The 26,582-nt window shown below is 46.3% G+C and carries 24 protein-coding genes; 19 read left to right on the top strand and 5 right to left on the bottom strand.

Annotation, left to right across the window (positions count from 1 at the left end):
• Nucleotides 1-56: 56 nt before the first annotated feature.
• From pdxB to GOL65_RS06350, 10 genes are all read left to right on the top strand, one after another.
• Nucleotides 57-1,184, top strand: coding sequence for a 4-phosphoerythronate dehydrogenase PdxB (gene pdxB, locus GOL65_RS06395; RefSeq protein WP_140919368.1), 1,128 nt, complete (start codon nt 57-59; stop codon nt 1,182-1,184).
• Between the two features lie 99 nt (nt 1,185-1,283).
• Nucleotides 1,284-2,294: an aspartate-semialdehyde dehydrogenase gene (locus GOL65_RS06390; RefSeq protein WP_140919367.1), complete on the top strand. Its 1,011-nt coding sequence runs from the start codon at nt 1,284-1,286 to the stop codon at nt 2,292-2,294.
• Nucleotides 2,294-3,109, top strand: coding sequence for a tRNA pseudouridine(38-40) synthase TruA (truA, locus tag GOL65_RS06385; RefSeq protein ID WP_140919366.1), 816 nt, complete (start codon nt 2,294-2,296; stop codon nt 3,107-3,109). Before GOL65_RS06390 ends, truA begins: the two co-directional genes overlap by 1 nt.
• Before the next feature lie 12 nt (nt 3,110-3,121).
• Nucleotides 3,122-3,787 (top strand): DedA family protein, encoded by a 666-nt coding sequence (locus GOL65_RS06380; RefSeq protein ID WP_140919365.1) that lies wholly within the window; start codon nt 3,122-3,124, stop codon nt 3,785-3,787.
• A 198-nt stretch (nt 3,788-3,985) separates the two neighbouring features.
• Complete coding sequence (accD, locus tag GOL65_RS06375; RefSeq protein ID WP_140919364.1) at nt 3,986-4,894, top strand: acetyl-CoA carboxylase, carboxyltransferase subunit beta; 909 nt, start codon at nt 3,986-3,988, stop codon at nt 4,892-4,894.
• 85 nt (nt 4,895-4,979) lie between these two features.
• Nucleotides 4,980-6,260, top strand: a complete 1,281-nt coding sequence (folC, locus tag GOL65_RS06370; RefSeq protein ID WP_140919363.1) for a bifunctional tetrahydrofolate synthase/dihydrofolate synthase — start codon at nt 4,980-4,982, stop codon at nt 6,258-6,260.
• Nucleotides 6,253-6,960 carry a cell division protein DedD gene (gene dedD, locus GOL65_RS06365; protein WP_140919362.1) on the top strand — a complete coding sequence of 236 codons (708 nt, stop codon included), beginning with the start codon at nt 6,253-6,255 and terminating at the stop codon, nt 6,958-6,960. The genes folC and dedD overlap by 8 nt, the downstream gene beginning before the upstream one ends.
• 134 nt (nt 6,961-7,094) lie before the next feature.
• Nucleotides 7,095-7,589, top strand: coding sequence for a colicin V production protein (gene cvpA / locus GOL65_RS06360; protein WP_140919445.1), 495 nt, complete (start codon nt 7,095-7,097; stop codon nt 7,587-7,589).
• Nucleotides 7,590-7,639: 50 nt separating this feature from the next.
• Complete coding sequence (purF, locus tag GOL65_RS06355) at nt 7,640-9,157, top strand: amidophosphoribosyltransferase (RefSeq protein WP_140919361.1); 1,518 nt, start codon at nt 7,640-7,642, stop codon at nt 9,155-9,157.
• A 715-nt stretch (nt 9,158-9,872) separates the two neighbouring features.
• Nucleotides 9,873-10,448, top strand: coding sequence for a UbiX family flavin prenyltransferase (locus tag GOL65_RS06350; protein ID WP_140919360.1), 576 nt, complete (start codon nt 9,873-9,875; stop codon nt 10,446-10,448).
• An 80-nt stretch (nt 10,449-10,528) separates the two neighbouring features.
• On the opposite strand, the gene GOL65_RS06345 is transcribed toward GOL65_RS06350, so the two are convergent.
• The gene (locus GOL65_RS06345; protein WP_140919359.1) at nt 10,529-11,602 is read right to left on the bottom strand and encodes a LacI family DNA-binding transcriptional regulator; all 1,074 of its coding nucleotides are present in this window, start codon (nt 11,600-11,602) and stop codon (nt 10,529-10,531) included.
• 296 nt (nt 11,603-11,898) lie between these two features.
• Here GOL65_RS06345 and GOL65_RS06340 point away from each other — a divergent pair, with 296 nt between their 5' ends.
• On the top strand, nt 11,899-13,200 hold the full coding sequence (locus GOL65_RS06340) for an MFS transporter (protein ID WP_140919358.1): 1,302 nt from the start codon (nt 11,899-11,901) through the stop codon (nt 13,198-13,200).
• Between the two features lie 106 nt (nt 13,201-13,306).
• Here the strand turns inward: GOL65_RS06340 and GOL65_RS06335 are convergent, their stop codons facing one another.
• Both GOL65_RS06335 and GOL65_RS06330 read right to left on the bottom strand, forming a co-directional pair.
• Entirely contained in the window at nt 13,307-14,209 is a 903-nt protein-coding gene (locus GOL65_RS06335) for a TIGR01777 family oxidoreductase (protein ID WP_140919357.1), read from the bottom strand.
• 104 nt (nt 14,210-14,313) lie between these two features.
• Nucleotides 14,314-14,964, bottom strand: coding sequence for a glutathione binding-like protein (locus GOL65_RS06330; RefSeq protein WP_179038197.1), 651 nt, complete (start codon nt 14,962-14,964; stop codon nt 14,314-14,316).
• 195 nt (nt 14,965-15,159) lie between these two features.
• On the opposite strand from GOL65_RS06330, the gene yfcE reads away from it, so the two are divergent.
• Nucleotides 15,160-15,717, top strand: coding sequence for a phosphodiesterase (yfcE, locus tag GOL65_RS06325; RefSeq protein ID WP_140919355.1), 558 nt, complete (start codon nt 15,160-15,162; stop codon nt 15,715-15,717).
• A gap of 3 nt (nt 15,718-15,720) precedes the next feature.
• Nucleotides 15,721-16,272: an NUDIX hydrolase YfcD gene (gene yfcD, locus GOL65_RS06320; protein ID WP_140919354.1), complete on the top strand. Its 552-nt coding sequence runs from the start codon at nt 15,721-15,723 to the stop codon at nt 16,270-16,272.
• A 92-nt stretch (nt 16,273-16,364) separates the two neighbouring features.
• On the opposite strand, the gene pta is transcribed toward yfcD, so the two are convergent.
• Nucleotides 16,365-18,512, bottom strand: coding sequence for a phosphate acetyltransferase (gene pta, locus GOL65_RS06315; RefSeq protein WP_140919353.1), 2,148 nt, complete (start codon nt 18,510-18,512; stop codon nt 16,365-16,367).
• A 74-nt stretch (nt 18,513-18,586) separates the two neighbouring features.
• Entirely contained in the window at nt 18,587-19,789 is a 1,203-nt protein-coding gene (ackA, locus tag GOL65_RS06310) for an acetate kinase (RefSeq protein ID WP_140919352.1), read from the bottom strand.
• 374 nt (nt 19,790-20,163) lie between these two features.
• Between ackA and yfbV the strand changes: the two genes are divergently transcribed.
• From yfbV to GOL65_RS06280, 6 genes are all read left to right on the top strand, one after another.
• The gene (gene yfbV, locus GOL65_RS06305) at nt 20,164-20,616 is read left to right on the top strand and encodes a terminus macrodomain insulation protein YfbV (RefSeq protein WP_140919351.1); all 453 of its coding nucleotides are present in this window, start codon (nt 20,164-20,166) and stop codon (nt 20,614-20,616) included.
• Between the two features lie 205 nt (nt 20,617-20,821).
• Entirely contained in the window at nt 20,822-21,328 is a 507-nt protein-coding gene (locus tag GOL65_RS06300; RefSeq protein ID WP_130590987.1) for a YfbU family protein, read from the top strand.
• An 82-nt stretch (nt 21,329-21,410) separates the two neighbouring features.
• A complete protein-coding gene (locus tag GOL65_RS06295; RefSeq protein WP_140919350.1) occupies nt 21,411-22,064 on the top strand; it encodes a sugar phosphatase in 654 nt (217 codons plus the stop codon).
• Between the two features lie 343 nt (nt 22,065-22,407).
• A complete protein-coding gene (locus GOL65_RS06290) occupies nt 22,408-24,252 on the top strand; it encodes an SLC13 family permease (RefSeq protein WP_179038369.1) in 1,845 nt (614 codons plus the stop codon).
• Nucleotides 24,253-24,337: 85 nt separating this feature from the next.
• A complete protein-coding gene (locus GOL65_RS06285; protein ID WP_179038196.1) occupies nt 24,338-26,092 on the top strand; it encodes an alkaline phosphatase in 1,755 nt (584 codons plus the stop codon).
• Nucleotides 26,093-26,094: 2 nt separating this feature from the next.
• Entirely contained in the window at nt 26,095-26,574 is a 480-nt protein-coding gene (locus tag GOL65_RS06280) for a hypothetical protein (RefSeq protein WP_140919348.1), read from the top strand.
• The last annotated feature ends 8 nt before the right edge of the window (nt 26,575-26,582 follow it).

The raw sequence follows: 26,582 nt of genomic DNA, 5'->3' as shown, positions 1-26,582 counted from the left end.
CCTTCAATCTAAACCAACGATTTCTGCTGATGCGGAACAGATAAGAGAAAAATAACGTGAAAATTCTGGCTGATGAAAATATGCCTTATGCCCGTGAACTTTTCGGGCAGTTGGGAGAGGTAACTCTGGTTGCCGGACGGCAGCTAAACACCGAGCGCTTAGCGGATGCTGACGTGCTAATGGTGCGTTCCGTTACCAAAGTTAATGGTGAGTTGTTAAGTGGTTCTCAGATTCGCTTTGTGGGTACGGCAACAGCGGGTACTGACCATGTTGATGATATCTGGCTTAAACAACATGGTATTGGCTTCTCAGGAGCGCCGGGCTGTAATGCGATTGCTGTTGTTGAGTATGTTTTCTCTTCCTTGCTGATGTTGGCTGAACGTGATGGTTTTCAACTCAGAGATAAAACCGTTGGCATAGTTGGTGTTGGTAACGTTGGTTCAAGATTAAATAACCGACTGAAAGCATTAGGCATAAAAACACTATTATGTGATCCACCCAGAGCACGCAAAGAAAAAAGTGCTGAGTTTTTACCGCTGGAAACACTGGTACAGCAGGCTGATATTCTGACTTTCCACACCCCTTTGCATAAAGATGGGGAGGATAAAACTTTCCATATGGTGAATGAATCAGTGCTGGCTGCTATGGCTCCGGGACGTATATTGATTAATGCCAGCCGTGGTGCGGTGGTAGACAATATCGCTTTACTACGGGCTCTGGAGAAAGGGAAACAGCTGAGCACTATTCTTGATGTTTGGGAACCTGAACCTGATTTACTATTACCGTTATTGGCGAGAGTAGATATTGGTACTCCTCATATAGCGGGTTATTCGCTGGAGGGTAAGGCTCGTGGTACTACCCAGATTTATCACGCATTGAGCGAATATATAGGGCAACCGAAAAGTATTGAGCTTTCATCGTTACTACCGCAGGCAGAGTTCAACCATATCACTTTTAACGGTGAATTAGATGAACACAGGCTAAAACGATTAGTTCATCTGGTGTATGATGTGCGCCGTGATGATGCGCCACTGAGAAAAGTGGCAGGCCAGCGCGGTGAGTTTGACCGTTTACGTAAAGAGTATGTCGAACGCAGAGAGTGGTCCTCTCTGGTCGTTGAGTGTGACAATGTTGATACTGCCACTCAGCTTCAACAACTTGGTTTTAGCGTCAGATATCGATAACACCTGATTTAAAATGATTTTACGGTGCGTTCTTTTTTCTTAATGTGGAGAAGGGACGTGCCGTGATGTGCATATATGTAACGATTTGGAGAGTTCAGCATGACTGATGGTTGGCAAGTTGCGGTACTTGGGGCGACAGGCGCAGTAGGTGAGGCCTTGCTTGAGTTGTTACAGGAGCGCAATTTCCCCGTAGGAGAACTGTATCTTTTATCCAGTGAACGTACAGCCGGTGAAACGCTGCGTTTTAATGGTAAAAGTATTGTGGTACAGAATGCGGCTGAATTTGACTGGTCACAGGCTCAGCTGGCGTTCTTTGTTGCTGGAACCGAAGCGGCAGTGCGCTATGCTGATGAAGCGGCGAACAGCGGATGTCTGGTGATTGATAACAGCGGTGTATTTTCCCTTGAGCCGGAAGTGCCTTTAGTGGTGCCTGGGGTGAATAATCATGCGCTGTCAGAGTACCGTAACCGTAATATTGTTGCCGTAGCGGATAGTTTAACCAGCCAATTGCTGACAGCTATTAAGCCACTTTCTGAAGCGGCAGGGCTTTCCAGACTTCAGGTTACCGCCATGTTATCGGCTTCTGCACATGGTAAAGCGGCAGTAGACGATCTGGCTGGCCAAAGTGCGCGTTTGCTAAACGGTTTACCGGTAGAAGAGGGTTTCTTTAATAAGCAGTTGGCATTTAACCTGCTGCCACTGTTACCTGATTCAGAAGGAAGCGTGAAAGAAGAGCGCCGCATGGTGGATGAGACCCGTAAAGTATTACAAGATGATGGGTTGGCAATTTCAATTTCTTGTATTCAGTCTCCGGTATTCTACGGTAATGCGCAAGTCGTACATATGGAAGGGCTACGCCCATTGTCGGCTGAAGAAGCTTACGATGAGCTTTCTAATGCTGAAGATATCCAACTGAGTGAGAATGATGATTATCCGACTCAGGTTGGTGATGCGACAGGTAATCCACACCTGAGCGTTGGTTGTTTGCGTAATGACTATGGTATTCCTGAACAGATCCAGTTCTGGTCAGTGGCTGACAACATCCGTTTTGGCGGTGCATTAATGATGGTTAAAACGGCGGAGAGCCTGACTCAGGAGTATTTTTACTGATGTCAGAGGCGGGAAAAATCAAGGTTGCATTAGGTATAGAATATGATGGCAGCGCCTATTACGGCTGGCAGCGCCAACAGGAAGTTGCCAGCGTTCAAGGGCATCTGGAACAAGCATTAACTCAAGTCGCTAATCAGCCGATATCTGTTTTTTGTGCTGGTCGCACTGATGCTGGAGTACATGCTACCGGGCAGGTTGTCCATTTTGAAACCAATGTTCAGAGGCAAGATGTTGCCTGGACAATGGGTGTGAACGCCAACCTGCCAAAGAATATTGCCGTACGTTGGGTTAAGCGGGTTGATGAGGATTTTCATGCCCGCTTCAGTGCAACGGCGCGCCGTTACCGCTATATTATTTATAACCATCGTTTTCGTCCCGCCATTTTAAGCAGCGGTGTTACCCATTTTCATTTACCGTTGGACGAAATGCGTATGCATCGTGCCGGTCAGTATTTGTTAGGTGAAAATGACTTTACCTCCTTTCGGGCAGTACAGTGCCAATCACGTACGCCGTGGCGAAATGTAAATCATTTAAATGTCACGCGACAGGGGGCTTATGTAGTGGTAGATATAAAGGCCAATGCGTTTGTGCATCATATGGTGAGAAATATTGTAGGCAGCCTGCTGGAAGTGGGTTGCGGTAATCAGGATGAACACTGGATAGCCGAACTACTGGCAGCGAAAGACCGCACACTGGCCGCCGCAACGGCAAAGGCGGAAGGTCTGTATTTAGTGGCCGTAGATTACCCGGAGCGCTTTGAGTTACCAGACTTACCCTTAGGCCCGCTTTTTTTAGATAACAACCTTTGTGGATGATTAACACCTGCTATGGATTACATTACTTATTTAATTGATTTTATTCTCCATATCGATGTGCATTTGGCACAGATTTTTGAAAATTACGGTATGTGGGTGTATGGCATTCTATTTTTGATTCTGTTCTGTGAGACCGGTTTAGTCGTAACACCGTTCTTGCCAGGAGATTCACTGCTATTTGTTGCTGGCGCACTATCAGCGTTGCCAGGAAATGATATTAATGTTCATGCCATGGTCGCATTAATGATTACCGCCGCTATTTTAGGCGATGCGGTAAACTACACCATTGGTAAACTGTTTGGTGAACAACTATTTAGAAACCCTGACTCTAAAATATTTCGCAGAAGTTATCTGGTGAAAACCCATGAGTTTTATGAGCGTCATGGTGGAAAAACCATTATTTTGGCTCGATTTGTTCCGATCGTCAGGACATTTGCGCCGTTCGTTGCCGGTATGGGGCATATGAGCTATCGTCATTTTGCTGCTTATAACGTGATTGGTGCGGTGGTCTGGGTTGTGCTGTTCACCTATGCAGGATATATTTTTGGCGATTTAAAGATTGTGCAAGATAACTTAAAATTATTAATCGTAGCGATTATTATTATTTCCGTCATGCCGGGGGTGATCGAAGTTATTCGCCATCGTCGTGCGGCAGCAAAAAATAAAAATATCCAATAATTCATATTGTTATGATTTTTGCTATACAGAATAAAGGGTTCCGATAAGTTTTTAGTCCACTCTATCGGAGCGTTATGGTTTAATGGGCGATTATTTGTGTCATATACCTGTGTCAGACAATGACTGTCATTATCACGGGAAGATATCCGTCTGAATAACAGACCAGCGGTATGCTCGGTTTAAACAGAAAGGTCATCAATGAGCTGGATTGAAAGAATTTTAAGTAAGAGCAGCGCTCCAACGCGCAAAGCTAGCATCCCTGAAGGGGTTTGGACCAAGTGTGACAGCTGTGGTCAGGTGCTTTATCGCGCTGAGCTGGATCGTAATCTGGACGTTTGTCCTAAGTGCGATCACCATATGCGAATGAGTGCTCGTGTGCGTTTGCATAGCTTCCTGGATAAAGGCAGCGAAGTTGAGCTGGGCAGTGAGCTTGAACCTAAAGATCTGCTGAAGTTTAAAGACTCTAAAAAATATAAAGACCGTCTGTCTGCAGCTCAAAAAGAGACTGATGAAAAAGATGCGCTGATCGTCATGAAAGGTACCCTGTATGGAATGCCGGTAGTGGTTGCATCGTTTGAATTCTCTTTCATGGGTGGTTCAATGGCGTCAGTAGTTGGGGCCCGTTTTGTTCGCGGTGTTGAGCAGGCACTGGAAGATAATTGCCCACTGGTCTGTTTCTCTGCCAGTGGCGGTGCCCGTATGCAGGAAGCGTTGTTCTCCTTGATGCAGATGGCTAAAACCAGTGCGGCATTAGCTAAAATGCAAGAGCGCGGTTTACCTTATATTTCAGTATTAACTGACCCTACTATGGGCGGTGTTTCTGCCAGTCTGGCAATGCTGGGTGATATCAATGTGGCAGAACCAAAAGCATTGATCGGTTTTGCCGGTCCACGAGTTATTGAACAAACCGTTCGCGAAAAATTACCACCGGGCTTCCAGCGCAGTGAGTTCCTGATTGAGAAAGGGGCAATTGATATGATTGTCCGTCGTCCTGAAATGCGTCAGCGTTTAGCTGGCTTGCTGGCAAAAATGACCGGTAAACCTCTGCCTCATGAGGGTGAAATTCAGGCCGAACCTTCAGAGCCCGCACAAGAAGCGGAAGAGTAACCGGCGATTTACTAATGATAATTGCACAACCCGGCCTTTTGGCCGGTTTGTGCAAAACAACACCGTAGCTAAGTGAACGGGAATCATGAAAGATCTGGAAATACCACAAGCCACGTCGCCTCTTGCCTCGTGGCTTTATTATCTCGAACACCTGCATAGCAAGGCTATTGAATTAGGTTTGGAACGGGTTCGTTCCGTGGCCGAACGCCTTGACCTGCTTAAGCCTGCCCCTTATGTGTTTACCGTTGCCGGAACTAACGGCAAAGGTACCACCTGCCGAACGTTGGAAATGATTTTGATGGCTGAAGGCTATCGCGTTGGCGTTTATAGTTCTCCCCATTTAATTCGTTATACTGAACGGGTACGAATTCAGGGCCAGGAACTGGCAGAAAGTGACCATACTCAGGCTTTTTCTCTGATTGAACAGGGAAGGGGAGAAACCTCTCTGACCTATTTTGAGTTTGGTACCCTGTCAGCGTTTCAACTGTTTAAGCAGGCCAAACTGGATGTGGTTATTCTGGAAGTAGGATTGGGCGGTCGTCTGGATGCAACAAACATCGTTGATGCTGACGTAGCCGTTGTTACCAGTATTGCGTTAGACCATACCGATTGGTTGGGTTTCGATCGCGAGAGCATTGGTCGTGAAAAAGCGGGTATTTTCCGTTCAGGACGTCCGGCCGTGGTTGGCGAACCGGATATGCCACAAAGTATTGCCGATGTTGCCCATCAGCTCAATGCGCCTCTCTACCGTCATGGTCATGAGTGGTCATTCAGTGTAAATCCTGCGGGTGATAGCTGGAGCTGGCAGACTAATGGAGAACAGCTCAGTTCATTGCCACTGCTAAACGTTCCATTAGCTAATGCGGCTACGGCTATGGCTGCTCTGCATTACTCTTCTCTGAGTCTGGGCGATGGCGCAATTCATCAGGGGCTAAAACAAGCCACACTCCCGGGGCGTTTCCAGACGATTGGTCAATCGCCATTAAGAATTCTTGATGTGGCCCACAACCCTCATGCGGCAGGCTATTTAGCCGAACGTTTAGCCGCATTACCTAAGCAGGGTGGAAAGGTATACGCCGTTGTTGGCATGCTGTCGGATAAAGATATCGAAGGCACTTTAGCATTGCTGAAACCTCAAGTGGATATATGGTATTGCGCTCCTCTGGAGGGGCCTCGCGGGGCGACAGCAGAGCAGTTGGCACAATATTTACCGCAGCCGCATATCTTTTCTGATGTTAAGCAGGCCTGGAATCAAGCGCTGCAGAATGCAGGTAGTCAGGACACCATTATTGTCTGTGGTTCCTTCCATACGGTTGCACATGTGATGGAAGCGCTGGAGTCATGTACAGGAGAACAGGATGGCTAGTCAATTTCAGAACCGGCTGGTGGGGGCAGTGATTATTGTCGCCATTGGGGTCATTGTTATTCCCAGCCTGTTTGATGGTAAGAAAAAACATTACGAAGATGAGTTTGCATCGATTCCTCTGGTGCCTAAAGAGGGGGACGATCAAAACACCGAAATTTTGCCTTCGGTAAACCACAATTTACCGCCGGTAAATACAGGAGCTACCGCACCGGACGCGGGTAACGGTTCTGAGCCAGGTGCTATAACCCCTCCACCACTGACAACCGATAATGGTGGGGCGACATTACCTCCGGAAGTTGTACCGCCAACGCAAAAGCCAGAAGTTAAACCTGAACCGAAGCCCGAACCAAAACCAGAGCCTAAGCCGGAGCCAAAACCGACGGTGAAGCCAGCGGACCCTAAACCAACGGTTAAACCGACAGAGCCAACCAAACCGGTAGAGAAACCGCCTGTTGGTCAGGCTTATATTGTTCAGCTTGGCGCATTAAAAAATGCCGACAAGGTGAATGAACTAGTTGCTACCTTACGTTTGTCAGGTTACCGGGTATATACGGTGCCAACAACACCGGTTCAGGGGCAGATTACCCGTTTAGTGGTGGGTCCGGATCCTTCAAAACAGAAGCTTGAAGCATCACTATCGGATTTACATCGACTGACTGGCCTGAGTGGACAAGTTAAAGCATATAGTACTGGACGATAACGTTTGCTTAAGTGGAAAAACGATACGCGAACGTTTTCTTTTTCTGTTAGAATGCGCTGCAAATCAGACGGCGTAGCATTTACATAGGCTGATTTTATGAAGTACCACATTATGAATACATGGATGTACATATGTTGAACTGGGTTGACTATGCCATTATCGGCATCATTGTTTTTTCAGTGCTGGTTAGCCTGATTCGGGGATTCGTTCGTGAAGCGTTGTCATTGGTAACCTGGGTAGCGGCATTTTTTGTAGCCAGTCAATTTTACCCTTACCTGACAGTGTATTTTACGCAGTTTCAGGACGAGTTGGTACGTAATGGAATTGCTATTGCCGCGCTATTTATTGCGACATTGATTGTGGGTGCTATTGTTAACTATGTGATAGGTTCCCTGGTAAAACATACCGGACTTTCCGGCACGGACCGCGTTTTAGGTATCTGTTTTGGTGCTTTAAGAGGCGCGCTGATTGTGGCGGCGTTACTGTTTTTCCTTGATTCATTTACATCGTTTTCTCAAAGTACAGACTGGGTACAGTCCCAGTTGATTCCGCAATTTAGTCATATTATCAAGTGGTTCTTTGACTACTTGCAAAGTTCGTCGAGTTTCTTGCCTCACGTTACGCAATAGACATTTTCGTCAGGGTGGACGTGGGGTGATACTGATGAGGAAAAGACAGCATGTGCGGTATTGTCGGTATTGTTGGTTTTACACCAGTCAACCAATCCATCTATGATGCGCTCACGGTGCTACAGCACCGTGGGCAGGATGCAGCGGGTATTGTTACTATTGATGAAAATAACAATTTTCGCTTAAGAAAAGCCAACGGTCTGGTAAAAGACGTGTTCGAGATGCGGCATATGCAGCGCCTGCAGGGGAATATGGGTATTGGGCATGTTCGTTATCCTACGGCGGGTGGTTCCAGCGCTTCTGAAGCTCAACCGTTTTATGTTAACTCCCCTTATGGTATCTCTCTGGCACACAATGGCAATCTGACTAATGCTCATGAATTGAAGCAGAAGATGTTTGAAGTGGCGCGTCGCCACATTAATACCACCTCCGATTCTGAAGTCCTGCTGAATATTCTGGCCAGCGAGCTGGATAACTTCCGCCACTATCCATTAACACCTGAGGATATTTTTACCTCGGTTCGCAATACGCATAAATTAATCCGCGGTGCTTACGCCTGTGTAGCCATGATTATTGGCCATGGTATGCTGGCATTTCGCGATCCTAACGGTATCCGTCCATTAGTGATTGGTAAACGTAAACTGGTTGATGGTCGTATCGAGTATATGGTCGCTTCTGAGAGCGTGGCGCTGGATACCTTAGGCTTTGAGTTCCTGCGCGATGTCGAACCGGGAGAAGCTATCTACGTGTCGGAACAGGGGCAAATGTTTACTCAGCAGTGCGCCGATAATCCGCAAAGCCATCCTTGTCTGTTTGAGTATGTTTACTTCGCCCGCCCGGATTCTTTTATCGATAAGATTTCCGTATACAGCGCTCGTGTTCGTATGGGTAAAAAGCTGGGTGAGAAAATTGCCCGCGAATGGGACGATTTGGATATTGATGTAGTTATTCCTATTCCGGAAACTTCTTGTGATATCGCGCTGGAAATTGCCCGTATTCTCGACAAGCCTTATCGTCAGGGTTTTGTAAAAAATCGCTACGTTGGTCGGACGTTTATTATGCCGGGCCAGCAGGCACGTAAGCAGTCAGTTCGCCGTAAACTTAATGCAAACCGTGCTGAGTTCCGTGATAAGAATGTACTGTTGGTGGATGATTCTATTGTTCGCGGTACCACTTCAGAACAGATCGTGGAAATGGCGCGCGAAGCAGGGGCGAAAAAGGTCTATCTGGCGTCAGCCGCCCCTGAAGTGCGTTTCCCTAACGTTTACGGTATTGATATGCCTACCGCCAATGAGCTGATAGCCCATGGCCGTGAAGTAGACGAGATTAACGCCATCATTGGTGCTGATGCGTTGATATTCCAGAATCTGGATGATCTTGTTGATGCAGTGCGTGAAGATAACCACGATATCGAGAAGTTTGAAAGCTCAGTATTTGACGGTATTTATGTCACGCGGGATATCGATCAGAACTATCTCGATTATCTGGATACTTTGCGGAATGATGACGCTAAGGCGGATAAGGATCATCATAATGCAGAAAATCTGGAGTTGTATAACGAAGGGTAGATTGATGGTTATTAGTGATTGAACATTTGAGGCTGCCTGCAAACCTAATAATCAGCATCTGTGAATATTCCGGCCGTAAAAACGATTTGGCTTAAATCACTTTTGTGTTCGGCCGGAAGACCATCTGTACTTAACTAAGGAGCGCTCCGGCAGCTAAAGCTGCTACGACCCCAACGGCAATCTCTCCCTCCGATAGGCTCTTGCTAAATATAGATACTTATTAGGTTTTGTCATCAACCTGAAATGCCGTATTGAAATTTTTAGTGCGGCATTTCGTATTAATGGCAGCACCGATAATTTAATTTCATACTCCAAAATAGTTAATCGGAGGGAGAGGGTGCCGTGGGGGTCGACTTGGCGTAAGCCAACGACAAACAGGCAAAGCTTGTTTGAACAGCGCTTGCGCTGGCCCGTCAGGGTGAAACACCGCAAGGTGTTTCATAACTGCCCGTAGGCAGCCTAGGCCCGACGCACTCTAAAGTGGAGTACGAATGCTTTTCCGGTCGAGCACAATATTTATATAACTATAATTGCTATTACGACCGGAATATTCTCAGTAGCTGATCCATTAGGTTTGCTAGTAATCTGAAAATAATCAACGTAGTATTTTACTCAATCACATAGGATTTCCCATCCCAATCAGAATTCTAATTGATAAACTACAGTGATTACGGCAAAGTCCTGTCATTATTCAGCGAATGCGAAGAGTTTTCTTATGAAACGTTTGATTGTCGGTATTTCCGGTGCCAGTGGTGCGATTTATGGTGTCCGCCTGTTACAGGTTCTGCAAGGTTGTGCAGAAGTAGAAACCCATCTGATTGTCAGTAACGCTGCTCGTCAAACGTTGGCGATGGAAACGGATTATGGTCTGCGGGATGTTACTTCATTGGCCTCGGTGGTACATGATGTACGGGATATTGCAGCTTCGGTTTCTTCCGGTTCGTTTCGCTGCCACGGTATGGTGATTTTGCCATGTTCGATGAAAACGCTGTCGGCTATTGTAAACAGTTACACTGATGATTTATTAAGTCGGGCAGCGGATGTGACGCTAAAAGAGCGTAAACCTCTGGTGCTGTGTGTGCGGGAAACACCATTGCATCTGGGGCATTTGCGTCTAATGACACAGGCTGCGGAATTGGGTGCGGTGATTATGCCTCCGGCTCCGGCCTTTTATCATCGACCTCAAAGCGTACAGGATATAGTTGATCAAACGGTGAATCGGGTATTGGACCAGCTTGATATTCAATTAGAGCAGGACCTGTTTGATCGTTGGCAGGGTAGTAAGCCATAAGGTAATCAATCAAGATGGTTTTCTGTTTCCGGAAAACTTGATTATTTCAGTACTCTGAATACTGAAATAGCCATCAATAATTACTCATCATATAACCCGTCATTACGTACTGCCGTATGGTTTTTCGTTGGGCGAATGCGGCGTACCGACTCCCGTATGACCAGAGTACCATTTAGCAATAAGTTACCCACGGGAGCCTGTGGACGTATCAGACGCTGTTGAAGAATATGTACTGCCTCTTCGCCTAATTGATCGCGTGGAACGTGAACGGAAGTCAGAGGTACATCGTGGATCGCGGCCAGGTTGAAACCATCAATACTCATCACCGAAATATCATTAGGAACCCGCAGTCCTGCTTTTTGTAGTGCACTGACGGCACCTGCTGCCATAAAATCCCCACCCACCAGTAATGCGCTGGGCAGTTTATCCCGTGGCGTAACAGCAAGAAAATCACTGATTAGCTGCTCACTTTCTTTTGCGCTAAAGCTTTGCGCAGTAATCAGGTGTTTATCGTCATCGAACGCAAGGTTATGGGCTTCCCAGGCGTCCCGAATTCCTGTCAGACGCAGCTCCATGGTGTGACGCCTCAGACACAGCAGATTAACAACCGATTTATGCCCCAGCTCAAAAAGATAACTTGCGGCATATTCACCGATAAGTTGGTTGTCGGGAGATACGCCAGGCAGGCGCATTTTGCGATCGCGGCAGTTTATCAGAACGCAGGGTTTACCCAAGTCCACCGCCAAATCATGAATATGGGGATCGTCAATACCCAGCAGCATCACTGCCTCTGTATCTGGTTCATTCATTTTTGTCAGAAACAGGTTGGTATCGCTGTCCAGTTCTTCTAATGCACAATAGCGTAGCCGAACTTCATGAGTGCTAAGTGCCTTGCTGATGCCCTGAATAACACGGTAATAGAAAACATCCAGACGCTCATCAAAGGCCCGCTGGGGCGCAAATACCATCAGATTATTAAGCAATAAACGTCCTGCAGCCATTCCTTGCAGTACGCCATTTTGCTGTGCGCAAGCCAGAATCCGTTGTTTTGCCGCTTCACTGGTATTAGCTTTGCCTGCCAATACTCTTGAAACCGTACTGATCGATAACCCGGTTTGGGTAGCAATTTCGCTTATTTTTAGCTTTTTACTCATTCTGTGATCTATGCCCATTTTGCAAATGAAAATTTTTTCATCTTTTAGCATTCACCATTCTCAAAGCCGTTTAACTAAATGTTTATTAGATTATTTCAGGCTGATGAAAATTATTGCAGCAAATCTGCTATTGGTCGATTTATAACTCATTTAGGCTCAATTTGTCGAATTGCTTTTAGCTTTTCTACGCAAAAAATTTAAATAAAAAAAACAATTAATCAGATGGTTAAAGAGAGTGGCTGCCAGAAGGTTGCCATACCAGAGCTGATTCTTATCGTTGCAAGGAGGAGATCAAAATGAGTTCTGAAATAAATCAGGATGTGACTGCAGTGAAGGCCACGCGAACCATCCGCAACCTGCGTTGGTGGGTATTAGTACTGTTTTTGATGGGGGTTACCGTTAACTACATTACCCGTAACTCGCTTGGTATTTTGGCTCCGGAGTTAAAAAACAGTCTGGGGATTACCACCGAACAATATTCATGGATTGTTGGTGCGTTTCAACTGGCTTATACCGTTTTCCAACCAATATGCGGCTGGTTAATTGATGTAATAGGGCTGAAGCTGGGTTTTCTGGTATGTGCAATTGTCTGGTCAATTGTTTGTATGATGCATGCGGGAGCGGGAAGCTGGCTACAATTAGCTATTTTACGATTTATGATGGGCGGTGCCGAAGCAGCAGCTACGCCAGCTAACGCCAAAACCATTGGTGAGTGGTTCCCTAAAAAGGAGCGTCCGGTTGCTGCCGGTTGGGCGGGGGTTGGTTTTTCCATTGGTGCGATGCTGGCACCGCCTATTATTTATTTTGCACATGCCTCTTTTGGCTGGCAGGGTGCATTTATGTTTACCGGTATTCTGGCGATGGTGTGGGTCATTCTTTGGTGGCTGTTCTATCATAACCCAGAGCAACATCCGAATTTGAGCAAAGAAGAGCTGGCATTCATTAAACAGGATAACGAAGCGCCTGCGGTGAAACTGCCATTCTTTACTGCGTTGAAAACCGTGTCGAAAAACAAACGTTTTTACGGTATCGCCATTCCGGCATTTATGGCCGAGCCTGCCTGGGCGGTACTAAGCTTCTGGGTTCCGCTATATCTGGCTAACGAGCGGGGTATGGATTTAAAACAGATTGCCATGTTTGCCTGGCTGCCATTTTTAGCTGCGGACCTGGGTAGCGTTGCCAGTGGCTATCTGACTAAATTGTATGTTCGTTGGTTTGGCTGTTCACGTACTAACTCGGTGGTCGCCAGTTCAGTTACCGGGGCATTTATGATGCTTTCTCTGGCACTGGTTGCAGTGACGAAAGATCCTTATATCGCTATCGTACTGATCTCTATCGGCGGCTTTGGCCATCAGATTATCTCTTGTATGTTGAGCGCCCTGGTTGTGGATTCTTTCGATAAAGGCCAGATGGCGACGGTTAATGGTATGCGGGGTTCGGCCGCCTGGATCGCCAGTTTCTTGTTTTCGTTGTTGATTGGTGTTACCGCAGACAAGATCGGTTTTAACCCTCTGTTTATTGCAATGGGATTCTTTGACCTGATTGGTGCAATATTCCTGGTGTCTTTTATTGCCGAGCGTCGGACTAAACGCGCATAAGGTAAATAGCGAATACCAGCTTACGGGGCCTGAACACCTATAAGCGCCAGAACTGGCTTATAGGTGTTTAACTTTAGAGAGATGATGGATTTTTGTTCCCCAATGATTAATCTTTCGGAAATAGGTTATCAAACGCCTTCTCTAAGTCGCTAAACTCAAAATGGTATCCAGCTTCTTCCAGCCGTTTAGGTAATGCATGCTGACCGCCAAGTACTAATACCGCTGATTCCCCCATTAATAAACGGATAACAAATGCCGGAGTGCGGAAGAAGTGCGGCCTGTCGATGGCTGAGGCCAGCAGGTCGGTAAATAATTCATTGTGCACCGGATAAGGGGATACCATATTAAATGGGCCTTCCAGTTTAGGCGTGGTCAGTAAAAACAGAATGCCATTAACCATATCGTTAATGTGAATCCACGGCATATATTGCAGGCCGGAACCCAATGGCCCCCCCAGACCCATTTTGAAGATAGGTAGCATCTTGGCCAGCGCTCCACCTTCAGCGGATAACACAATTCCGGTACGTAGCAGACAAACTCGGGTACGATCGCTTTTTGCCAGCAGGGCTTCTTCTTCCCAACGCTGACAGAGAGTATGGGTAAATTCAGGATGAGGCGTTTCGTCTTCGGTGACTACGCTTTGGCCCTGATCGCCATAATAACCAACGGCAGAACCGGAAATGAATACTGCGGGGGGCGTATGACTATCGGCAAACAGCTTGCTGAGATGAGCCGTTAATTGCCAGCGGCTGTTGCACAACCGTCTTTTCTGTACGGCTGTCCAGCGTTTATCGGCAATGGGTTCACCCGCCAGATTTATCACCGCGTCGAAATTATCGAGATTCTTCAAATTATCCAGTGCATTGATATAGCTGACACTATCACCAAATAGTGCTCTGGCTTTTTCAATGCTGCGGCTAACCACGGTAATGGTATGGGACTGCAATAACAGGCTTTGGGTCAAATGGCGACCGATAAGCCCGGTAGCGCCGGTAATAAGTATATGCATGGGCGATCTCCTGAAGCAGTCGTAAGGAATAAAACCGTCTAGCATCTACTTATCATAGCGGATAGTTGACATAAAATATTATGATTGCTCACAACTTTGTGTTTTTACTCTATTTTGCTTTTTAATCGCCATTCGGTATCTATTCGTCGTGCGATAATTACAGCCTGTCGTTTGCTGATACGTTGATACCAGTTATTGACGGCCGGGTAATTTTGTAAATCTATACGCTGCTTTTGATAATCATCAATCAAAGGATAAAGGGCAATATCTGCGATGCTGTAGCGATCGCCAGCAATATACATATTCTTGATCAGATTTTGTTCAAGAGATTGATAAACTCCAACGGTTTCAGTTTGGTAAAGCTCAATAGTTGAAGGAATGATGCGCTTAGAGTGGTGGCTGAAATATTCCATATTTTCAAGCGTTGGCATTAATTTGTTTTCTATCCAAAATAGCCATTGTAGTACATCATAACGATGACGAAGCCCGGCAGACATAAGATGACCGCTCTTTTCAGCCAGATACACCAGAATAGTGCTTGCACCATATAACGTTAAAGGCGGTTCTCCAGTATGCGGCTTAGGGTCAATAATTATTGGACCTCTTTCTTCAGGGGACAATGTTGTGAGCGTTTGCAGTGGGTAATCGACATTACCAAGTTTGAAAGGATGTATACTGTAAGACAGCTCGAGCTTTTCAAGGAAGATAGCAATCTTTTTTCCATCAGGAATTGGGGTGTAATAAAATTTAATCATAGTTCCCTCCATGTCATAAATTTTACTGGCTTAATACAGTTACTGGTTTTTTCCCTGTGACCAACAGGTATATTATGCCGGGAGAAACCTTTTTTATTCAGTAAAATGTGCGGTAACCTTAGATAATATTTTTTAATGTATCGTTATTGCACAAATTCCAACCTTGATTGGTTTTATATTCAGGAATATTCACTGATGAAATTGATGTTTGCATCTGATTTACATGGTTCTTTATCAGCAACTCAATTGGTATTAGAACGCTTTGAGCATTCCGGTGCTGACTGGTTAATTTTACTGGGGGACTTGTTGTATCATGGCCCGCGTAACCCATTGCCGGATAAGTATAATCCTGCTGAAGTGGCGCTGTATCTTAATCAGTTTGCTGATAGAATCATGGCTGTGCGGGGTAATTGTGATAGTGAAGTAGACCAAATGCTATTACACTTTCCAATAGAGGCAACATGGCAACAGGTGTTACTTGAACAACGCCGGTTGTTTTTAACTCACGGACACCATTATCATCCCGATAAACTCCCTGCGTTACGTACCGGGGATGTGTTTGTTTATGGTCATACGCACATACCTCAGGCTGAAAAACGTGAGAATATTTACGTATTAAATCCGGGATCTGCCAGTCTGCCTAAAGGTGGATATCCGGCTAGTTTTGGTATGCTGAGCGATGGTGTGTTACAGGTGTTAAGCTTACAACAACAAGAGCCCATCATTCAGGTATCTTTAGAGAAAAGGTTTTAACAGATGGAAGAACAAGAGCAGACCGAACAAGTCGAGTGGGTCGATGTTGTTGATGAAAATAACAATGTGATGGCTCAAGTGACCCGCCAGCAAATGCGGCAGAAGAATTTGCGCCATCGGGCAACCTATATTGTGGTTCATAATGGTATGGGAAAGATTTTGGTGCAGCGTCGTACTGACATTAAAGATTTCTATCCGGGGTGGCTTGATGCCACAGCCGGTGGCGTAGTTCAGCAGGGGGAAGACATGCTGGCTTCAGCACGCCGTGAAGCGGAAGAAGAGCTGGGGATTGCTGATGTTCCATTTGCCGATCACGGTACCTTTTACTATGAGTCGGACAACTGCATGGTTTGGGGAGCGCTGTTTAGCTGTATTACCCATGGTCCATTTGCCTTGCAGGAAGAAGAGATTGAAAGCGTGCATTGGCTGACGCTGGAAGAGATCAATCAACGAGCCGATGAGTTTACTCCAGATTCTGTAAAGGCACTTAATCTCTGGGTGACGCGTAATCCAGAGCAGCAAGAGATTGCAGAAACGGTTGAACATCAAGCCTGATATCTGACGATTTTCATTCGTATTAGCTGATTTCATCAAATAAAAATGCCGGGTATTAAACCCGGCATTTTTTTCACCAACAAACGAGAGAATTAACCTTCGTTTTGAGCAGCCTGAATAGCTGTCAATGCAATGGTGTACACGATATCGTCTACTAATGCACCACGAGACAGGTCGTTAACTGGCTTACGCATACCCTGTAACATTGGACCGATAGAAACCAGATCGGCTGAGCGCTGAACCGCTTTATAGGTGGTGTTACCGGTGTTCAGATCAGGGAAGATGAATACCGTAGCTTTACCTGCAACCGGTGAATTTGGTGCTTTAGATCTTGCTACGTCTTCCATAATCGCTGCGTCATACTGTAACGGACCATCGATTACCAGGTCAGGACGTTTTTCCTGCGCCAGACGAGTGGCTTCACGTACTTTATCAACATCGCTACCGGTACCGGAATTGCCGGTAGAGTAGGAGATCATTGCAACGCGAGGGTCAACGCCAAAGGCTGCAGCAGAGTCAGCAGACTGAATAGCGATTTCAGCCAGTTGTTCTGCAGTTGGATCCGGGTTAATCGCACAGTCACCGTATACCAGAACTTGTTCAGGTAACAGCATAAAGAAGATTGAAGAAACCAGAGAACTGCCCGGTGCGGTTTTGATTAACTGCAACGGCGGACGAATAGTGTTAGCCGTGGTGTGAACCGCGCCGGATACCAGACCGTCAACTTCATTTTGCTCCAGCATCATGGTACCCAGTACCACGTTGTCCTGCAGTTGCTCACGAGCAACCACTTCGGTCATGCCTTTGCTCTTACGCAGCTCGACCAGACGTGGAACATAGTTTTCACGTACTTCAGCCGGGTCAACAATTTCTACGCCTTTACCCAGTTCAACGCCCTGAGCTTCCGCAACACGTCTGACTTCTTCCGGATTACCCAGCAGAATACATTGTGCGATACCACGGTCAGCACAGATAGCCGCTGCTTTAATGGTACGAGGCTCATCACCTTCCGGCAGAACAACGCGCTTACCTGCTTTACGTGCCAGCTCAGTTAACTGGTAGCGGAACGCAGGAGGAGACATGCGGCGTGAACCTTCACTGTTTGCCGTCAGGGTATCAATCCATTCGCTGTTGATATGGTTAGCAATATAGTTTTGCGCTTGTTCAATGCGCTGATGGTCATCCGCCGGGGCTTCCAGGCTGAGGCTTTGCAGCGACAGCGAAGTTTGCCAGGTGTTGGTATCAACCATGAACACCGGTAAACCCGTTTCAAACGCTTGCTCACACAGTTTGTGTACACGTTCATCAATGGCATAACCACCGGTTAACAGTACTGCGCCGATTTCTACGCCGTTCATCGCTGCCAGACAGGCAGAAACCAGAACATCAGGACGATCGGCAGAGGTCACTAGCAGTGAACCCGGGCGGAAGTGCAGTAACATATTAGGAATGCTACGCGCACAGAAAGTCACGTTCTTAATACGACGGGTACGAATGTCACCTTCGTTGATGATACGTGCTTTCAGGTGATGAGCCATATCGATTGCACGGGTCGCAATCAGGTCCAGATTCCACGGAATGCAGCCTAAAATTGGCAGTGAGGAATTAGTGAACAGCTGAGCGGTATCAACCACACTGATTGCTGGTTTACTGGCTGAATCATCAAACATCTCTGACAGATCGGGACGAGTACGGCCCTGCTCATCAACCGGAGCATTCAGCTTGTTGATGATAACACCAGTGATGTTTTCATTTTTGCTGCCGCCGAAGTTAGAACGCGCTAAATCAATACGCTCTTTCAGTTGGGCAGGGGAGTCATTACCTAATGACATCACAAAAACGATTTCTGCACCCAGCGTTTTAGCAATTTCATAGTTCAGAGCATTAACGAACTGATGATGAGAAGTAGGCACTAGACCTTCAATCAGAACGACTTCAGCGTCCTTTGCGCACTCCTGGTAACGTTCAACGATCGTTTCCATCAGTACGTCTTGTTTATTGTTACTGAGCATGCTCTCAACCTGAGCCATGCTCAGTGGTTCAGCCGTTACGGCGTTGGAGTTAGCACGCAGAATAGTAGTAGTCTGGTCAGGCACATCGGCACCCGAGCGGGACTGTGCAATCGGCTTAAGAACACCTAAACGGACACCTTTGCGCTCCATAGCGCGAACGACACCAAGGCTGACGCTGGTCAGCCCGACGCTGGTGCCGGTAGGAATTAACATAATTGTACGAGACACGACGAAACCTCTTTAGGTTATGCTTTGGCTAAAACAACACCGCCAGCCTGAGCTGACGGTGTTATTGTCGTTATTTACGCGGTAAGACGAGATGCGTCCTGAGCGATCACCAACTCTTCGTTGGTTGGAATGATCAGTGCTGCACGAGTGCCATCTTTTGCGATGTTACCTGACTTACCAAAGCGGGCTGCCAGGTTGCGCTCGTGGTCGACTTCAAAGCCTAACAGAGCCAGTTTACCCAGTGCCAGTTCACGAACCATTGCAGCGTTTTCACCGATACCACCGGTGAAGATAACTGCATCTAAACGACCGTCCATCAGTGCAGTGTAAGCACCGATATATTTTGCTAAACGGTGACAGAATACATCCATCGCACGCTTGGCATCTTCTTTCTGTGTATAGTTATCTTCAACATAGCGGCAGTCGCTGGTGACTTCAGTCAGGCCTTGCAGACCAGACTCTTTGTTCAGCATTTTGTTGATTTGTTCCATGCTCATTCCCATCACATCATACAGATGGAAAATGATTGCAGGGTCGATATCACCGCTACGGGTACCCATAACCAGACCTTCCAGCGGGGTCAGACCCATAGAAGTATCTACACATTTACCGTTACGAATAGCTGCAACAGAACCGCCGTTACCTAAATGGCAGGTAATCACGTTCAGCTCTTCTACCGGTTTGTTCAGCATTTTTGCTGCTTCACGGCTGACATAGTAGTGGCTGGTACCGTGGAAGCCATAACGACGAATACCGTGTTCTTTATACAGGCTGTACGGCAGAGCATACAGGTAAGATTCAGCAGGCATTGTTTGATGGAAAGCGGTATCAAAAACGGCCACGTTTTTATTTTTAAGAGATGGGAACGCTTTGAATGCTTCTTCGATGCCAATCAGGCCAGCTGGGTTATGCAGAGGTGCGAATGGAGATGCAGCCTGAATACCTTTCAGCACATCAGCATTGATCACAACTGACTGAGTAAACTGCTCACCACCGTGAACAACACGGTGACCGATAGCGGTCAGGTTGTTTGACAGTTCTGGTTTTTTAGCCAGAATAGTATTAACGATGAATTTCAGAGCTTCGCTGTGTGCAGCACCTGCTCCAAGGGCTTCTTCGTGTTTGCTTCCGTCCATTTTCCATTTGATACGGGCTTCCGGAAGGTGGAAACACTCGGCTAAACCAGAAAGGTGTTCTTCGCCATTGGCAGCATCAATGATGGCGAATTTCAGAGAAGAACTACCGCAGTTAAGAACCAGAACCAGCTTACTCGACATGAGAAGTACCTATTTAATTTTGTGATTTGGAAAACGAAAATAGGGCAAGCGTAGCGTTAACTGGTAAGGACGAACCTTTATCACCAGGTTATGCTGCGTACCCGCGTCTTATTATTGTACACAATTGCCTGAAAACAGGTTATTGGTATTATTTTATCCCTAACAAAAAAATTGGCCGTAAGGCCACGACCAGAATAATACCTGGCTAAGTAAAAATAAAACAGAAATGCAAATTAAATTGATATTTATTAAACTGCATCAAGTTTTTTGTGCATTTATTTTAAAATTTACAGAATTTTTTGAATGTGCATTATAATCCGGAACGCAACATAATGTACATATTGATAGATCTGGAATCAAAGGCGGCAAATTAAATGCTACGTTCATCAGGTCCTATCCGTTGGATTCAGATATTTCAGCGTGGGCAGACTTACATGAAGACCTGGCCAAACGAAAAACGTTTGTCCGCGGTGTTCCCGGAAAACCGTATCACTACGGCAACGCGCTTTGGTGTTCGCTTTATGCCGCCTGTCGCTATCTTTACCCTTGCCTGGCAAATTGCCATGAGTGGCCAACTGGGGCCAGCGGTTGCTACCGCTATTTTCGCCTGCAGTTTGCCAATGCAAGGGTTGTGGTGGTTAGGTCAGCGTTCTATTTCAACATTACCGCCATCGTTGAAGCAGTGGTTTCTACAACTGCGGGAGAAGCTGGCTGAAGCCGGGCAGGAGTTTGCACCTTTAGAGCAAGAGCCAACTTATCAACATTTGGCCGAACTGCTTAAGCATGCTTTTAATCAGTTAGATAAAACTTTTCTGGATGAGCTCTGACTAAACGCGCGGGCTTCTGACATTGCTCAGAAGCTACGCCGCGGATTGATTTTCCTTCCTTTATTCATCACCTGTTCGGGTAAACAAAAAATTACACTGAATGGGTATCACTCTGTTGCGCAATATGCCATTCTCTATCCATTCGTGATGACGTTTATTCACATACAGAATTCTTTTTTGTTTTTGAATCTCAGGAGTTGTTATCGTGGAAATGACTAATGCCCAACGGCTAATCCTTTCAAACCAATATAAAATGATGACCATGCTGGATCCGGATAACGCGGAACGTTATCGCCGGTTACAGACCATCATTGAGCGTGGCTTTGGTTTGCAGATGAAGGAACTGGAACGCGAGTTTGGTGAACTGTCAGAAGAAACCTGTCGCACTATTATTAATATTATGGAAATGCATCACGCGTTGAGAGTCTCCTTTGAGAATCTGCGTGAAAATCTGAAAGATAAAGCCGAAATTGATGAGCGCCGGATCAATTTCCTTGGTTTTGACGCAGCAACTGAAGCCCGCTATCTCAGCTATGTTCGCTTTCTGGTAAATACTGAAGGGCGTTATACCCACTTTGATTCAGGAACTCATGGCTTTAACTCACAAACCAAAATGTGGGATAAATATCAGCGTATGCTGGCCATCTGGCAATCCTGTCCGCGTCAGTATCACTTATGCGCTATTGAGATTTCTCAAATCATTAATGCCTGATGTTTTCTCTTTCTTCTTATTACGATAGTGACCGGCTAATGTCGGTCACTGGTTTTTCTGTTTTGTCAGTGAGAATATTAATTTGAATTGCAAAGGTTTTCTTTTTGATTTGGACGGTACGCTGGTTAGCTCTTTACCTGTTGTTGAACGTGCCTGGTTAGGGGTGGCTGAACGCCTGAATGTTGCACCACAGGAAATGCTCGATTTTATTCATGGTAAGCAGGCAATAACTTCGCTACGTCATTTTATGGCCGGTCAAAGTGAAGAGGCGATCAAAAGAGAGTTTGACCGACTGGAACAAATAGAAGCGACCGACACTGAAGGTGTTGAGGCTCTACCCGGTGCTATTGAGTTACTTAATCGACTTAATGAACTGAAGGTGCCTTGGGCCATTGTGACCTCCGGCACTATTCCGATTGCTCATGCTCGTAGTAAAGCAGCAGGAATACCTTTCCCTGAGGTGTTTGTTACCGCTGAACTGGTTGCCAAAGGTAAACCTGAGCCTGATGCCTATTTGCTGGGCGCAGAGCGTTTAGGTTTGGCTCCGTCCGACTGTGTGGTGGTTGAAGATGCCGCCGCAGGACTCGCTTCCGGGCTGGCTGCCGGTTGTCAGGTAATAGCGGTCAATGCACCGGCGAATACGCCTGAACTGTCCCGGGTAGATAAATCGCTAAAAACGCTGCAACAGTTACAGGTCAGTTATGCAGATAACATTGCCAGAATTCAATTTGATTAATTAAATGAATGATTAGCGACATAAAGATAAGAAAGCTCCATAATTTGGGGCTTTTTTATTAACATGCTGATGACATTTATGGCTAATCTCCTTGTTTATGCTGAATGTTTCGGTTTTTGATTGATATAAGGTTGACGATGTGTTTTATTCTGTTTTAATCAGTTAAAGCGCATATTTTGTTCCTTTATTGAGGGAAAAATAGAGTGACTTTATAGGCAGACTGAAAAAACATCTTAAAGCCAATGTTTTATCACGATTAGTATTCGATAATATCTTTGTGTGGGGCAAAAACGTTCAGATAACCAGTAAGGGAGCCGCAGTGATCGAGCGATTATTGACAACGATGGGTACGTTAGCCGATAGCCAGCTTTTCTGGGTGGTGTGCTTTTTATTTATCGCAATAATCCTGTTCATATCCAATAAAGTTCGAATGGACGTGGTTGCTCTGTTATTGATTACCGTTTTTGTTACCAGCGGTATTTTGACACTACCTGAAGCTATTTCTGGTTTCAGCGATCCCAACGTTATTCTGATTGCATTGCTGTTTGTCATCGGCGAAGGGCTGGTGCGTACCGGTATTGCCTATCAGGTAGGTGACTGGCTGGTTCGGGTTGCTGGCAGCAGTGAAACCAAATTGCTGGTGTTGTTAATGTTAGCGGTGGCCGGATTAGGTTCCGTGATGAGTTCCACCGGCGTGGTGGCTATCTTTATTCCTGTGGTGATGAGCGTTTCATCACGGATGGAAAGAGAGCCTGGCCGCCTGATGATGCCATTAGCTTTTGCTGGATTAATCAGCGGCATGATGACGCTGGTAGCCACACCGCCAAACCTGGTGGTAAACAGTGAACTACAACGTTATGGCGTAGGGCAATTTGATTTCTTCAGTGTTACCCCCATTGGTATTGTGATTCTGGCGATGGGGATTGGTTATATGCTGCTGGTTCGCCCATGGCTGGTGAAGCCAGCGAGTCAGGATAAGGCTAAATCCCGTACCCGTCGTACCATGCGCGATCTGATTCATGACTATAAGTTAAGCGGTCGTGCTCGTCGCCTTTCTATTCGCCCCGGTTCTCCACTAATTGGCCGTACGCTGGATGAACTGCATCTGCGTTCCCGTTACAGTGCCAACGTGGTGGGTATTGAACGCTGGCGTAAATTCCGTCGGGTGATGATAGGCGCTTTTGCTGCCACTGAACTTCGGGTGCATGACATTCTGCTGGTGGATATGTTTGACCCGGAAGCGGACGTCAGGCACTTTTGTACCGAAGAGCAATTAGAGCCAATGATTTTGCGCGGTGAATACTTCTCTGAACAAGCGCGTGAAGTCGGTATGGCGGAAGTATCGCTGGTTCCTGAATCTGAATATATTGGTAAAACCCTGCGACAGATGGGTTTTCGCACTCGTTATAATCTGAATGTGATTGGTATCCGACGCAACGGTAAACTGATTGAGGCTAATCAGATTGATGAAGAGCTTAAAGTCGGTGACATGATGCTGGTGATTGGCGACTGGCGTCAGATTCGGCAATTACAGAGTAATACCCGAGATTTCCTGGTAATGAATCTGCCCGCTGAGGTGGATGAAGTCGCCCCGGCTACCAGTCAGGCACCTCATGCTCTTCTGTGCCTGATTCTGATGATTTTCCTGATGGTAACGGACATCGTGCCTAACGTTATTGCGGCGCTGCTGGCCTGCTTATTGATGGGTAAATTCCGCTGCATCGATATGGAAAGTGCCTATAAGTCGATTCACTGGCCAACGCTTATTTTGATTGTCGGTATGTTGCCTTTCGCTCATGCATTACAAAAAACCGGTGGTATCGATCTGGTGGTAAAAGGATTGATGGATGCCGTTGGCGATATGGGACCAAGGGTGGTACTGCTTAGCCTGTTTGTTCTGTGCGCGGTTATAGGACTGTTTATTTCCAATACTGCCACTGCCGTTTTGATGGCGCCGATAGCCATTGGTGCGGCAAATCAGATGGGGGTTTCCGCTTTACCGTTTGCTATGGTGGTAGCAATCGCCGCTTCAGCAGCCTTTATGACGCCGGTATCTTCACCGGTAAATACCATGGTACTCGGACCTGGTAGCTATAAATTTAGTGATTTCTTACGCATCGGCGTGCCGTTTACCTTATTGGTGATGGTGGTGAGTGTCATTATTATTCCGCTGTTGTTTCCATTCTAAGACATAAATTGGACATATATCGTTCATAAAACTGACATTCAGCCTGAGTAATCTGCTCCTGAAAAATAAAAATCAGGAGAATGTTATGAAGGCAAGTTGGTTGATTCCTCTCACTTTTGCGTTAGTCCCTGTGGTTATTCCCGCAACGGCATCCGCCGTAAATATCTATCCTATTGACCGTGCGACCATGTTAACCGGCGGCAAATTTGACTTTAAGGTTGAGTTTGATAAGCAGGTAGACCCGGCTCAAGTCAGTATCAAAATTAATGGCAAAGCATATCAACAGGTATGGGACCAAAAAAGCGAGTTTATTAAAGACGAAGATGGTCTGAATGCTTCTTCACTGGTAATCAAAAATGTCGATATCACTACGCCGGGTGATTATAAAGTTGAAGTTTCAGCTGGCGATGAAAAGGGCTCGGTAAGCTGGAATGTTTACCAAACGCCAGAAAAACGCCAGGCTAAAAATGTCATTCTGTTTATTGGTGATGGTCTGTCGGTTGCTCACCGTACTGCTGCCAGAGTGATGTCAAAAGGCATTACTGAAGGTAAAGCCAACGGTCGCCTGGCCATTGATGACTTAACCAATATGGCATTTATTGGTACCTCAAGTACTGACTCTATTGCTGCTGACAGCGCTAACACCATGAGTGCGTATATGACCGGTCATAAATCGGGTGTGAACGCGCTGGGGGTCTATGTTAGTCGGGCTAAAGACTCCCTTAATCATCCAAAGCAAGAAACGCTGGGCGAACTGATTAAACGCACAACCGATATGTCGGTAGGTATTGTCAGTGATGCAGAACTGGAAGATGCCACGCCAGCAGCGGTGTTGTCCCATACTCGCCGCCGTGCCGATAAAGCAGAGATCGTCAGTATGTTCTATGACGTTAAGCCAGATGTTCTGTTGGGCGGCGGCTCAGCCTACTTCCTGCCGGAAACCACGCCAGGTTCTAAACGTAAAGATAACCAAAACTATGTTGAACGTTTCCAACAGGCCGGTTATCAGCTGGTTACTAATGCAGATGAACTGAAAAAGCAGGGCTCCGGGGCGGATAAGCTACTCGGCCTGTTCCATACCAGTAATATGGATGACGTACTGGACCGACGTTTCCTGAAAAATGATGTCACTAAAAAGTTTCCCGATCAGCCAGATCTGACGGAAATGACCCAAACTGCGCTGGATGTGCTGTCAAAAAATCAGGATGGTTTCTTTCTGATGGTTGAATCAGCGCTAATTGATAAAGCCTCACATCCGCTGGATTGGGAGCGTGCGGCATATAACACCATCATGCTGGATCAATCTGTAGCCATTGCGAAGAAGTTTGCTGAAACCCACCCGGATACATTGATTATTGTTACCGGTGACCATACTCACGGAATTTCCATTGTCGGAACTGTCGATGATGATAAACCGGGCAACGATATGCGTGAGAAGGTAGGCGTATATGAAACAGCAGGTTATCCAAATTATGAGGATAAAAACGGTGACGGCTATCCGGACAGAGTTGATGTCTCTAAACGTTTAGCGGTGTTCTTCAATAACTTCCCTGACCATTATGAAACCTTCAGACCTAAGCTGGACGCTCGTTTTGTGCCCGCCATTCAAAATGAGAAGGGAGAGTATATTGCCAACGCGATATACAAAGATATACCGGGTGCAGTACTGAGAACCGGTAATATCCCGCGTAATACCGACACCGGCGTGCACTCCGTTGATGACATGATTGTTCAGGCATCGGGCCCCGGGGCTGAACGTATTCATGGCTATATGGATAACACCGAATTGTTTCGCGTGATTGTTGATTCGCTGTCGTTAGGCCATGGAAAACAGGGGTGATAATGACAAGATACTCTGTTCTTAATCGCCGGGGTTCCCCCGGCGTTTTTTCTGGCTGGCGTCACAGCCTGTGGTGGTTATTGATACTGTTTATTGCATCACCATTAAAAGCACAGCCCACACTCTCTTTTGATCAGTTTTATAGCAAAGTAAGCGTGTTGGGACTGGAGTTTTCCGATCGAGTGAAGCAGCTATCGGGTCAGCAGATAGAAATCACCGGCTTTATGGCGCCTCCTATCAAAGCAGAATCCCAGTTTTTTGTCTTAACCAAAATGCCGATGGCGATTTGTCCGTTTTGCTCTTCAGATGCCGACTGGCCGGAAGATATTTTGGTGGTCTATCTCACCAAACGCCAAACCTTTGTACAAAATAACAGCATGATAAAAGTGACAGGGACTCTGGAGTATGGAACCTGGCGAGATAAAGAAACGGGGTTTGTCAGTCTGCTGCGCCTGCGAGATGCGCAATTTAGCGAGCTTTAATCGGGAGT

Origin of the sequence: Limnobaculum xujianqingii, assembly GCF_013394855.1 — a bacterium.
Taxonomy (GTDB): Bacteria; Pseudomonadota; Gammaproteobacteria; order Enterobacterales; family Enterobacteriaceae; genus Limnobaculum; species Limnobaculum xujianqingii.
The sequence above is the reverse complement of the archived record's forward strand: the minus strand, read 5'-3'. Positions and strand labels throughout refer to the sequence as shown.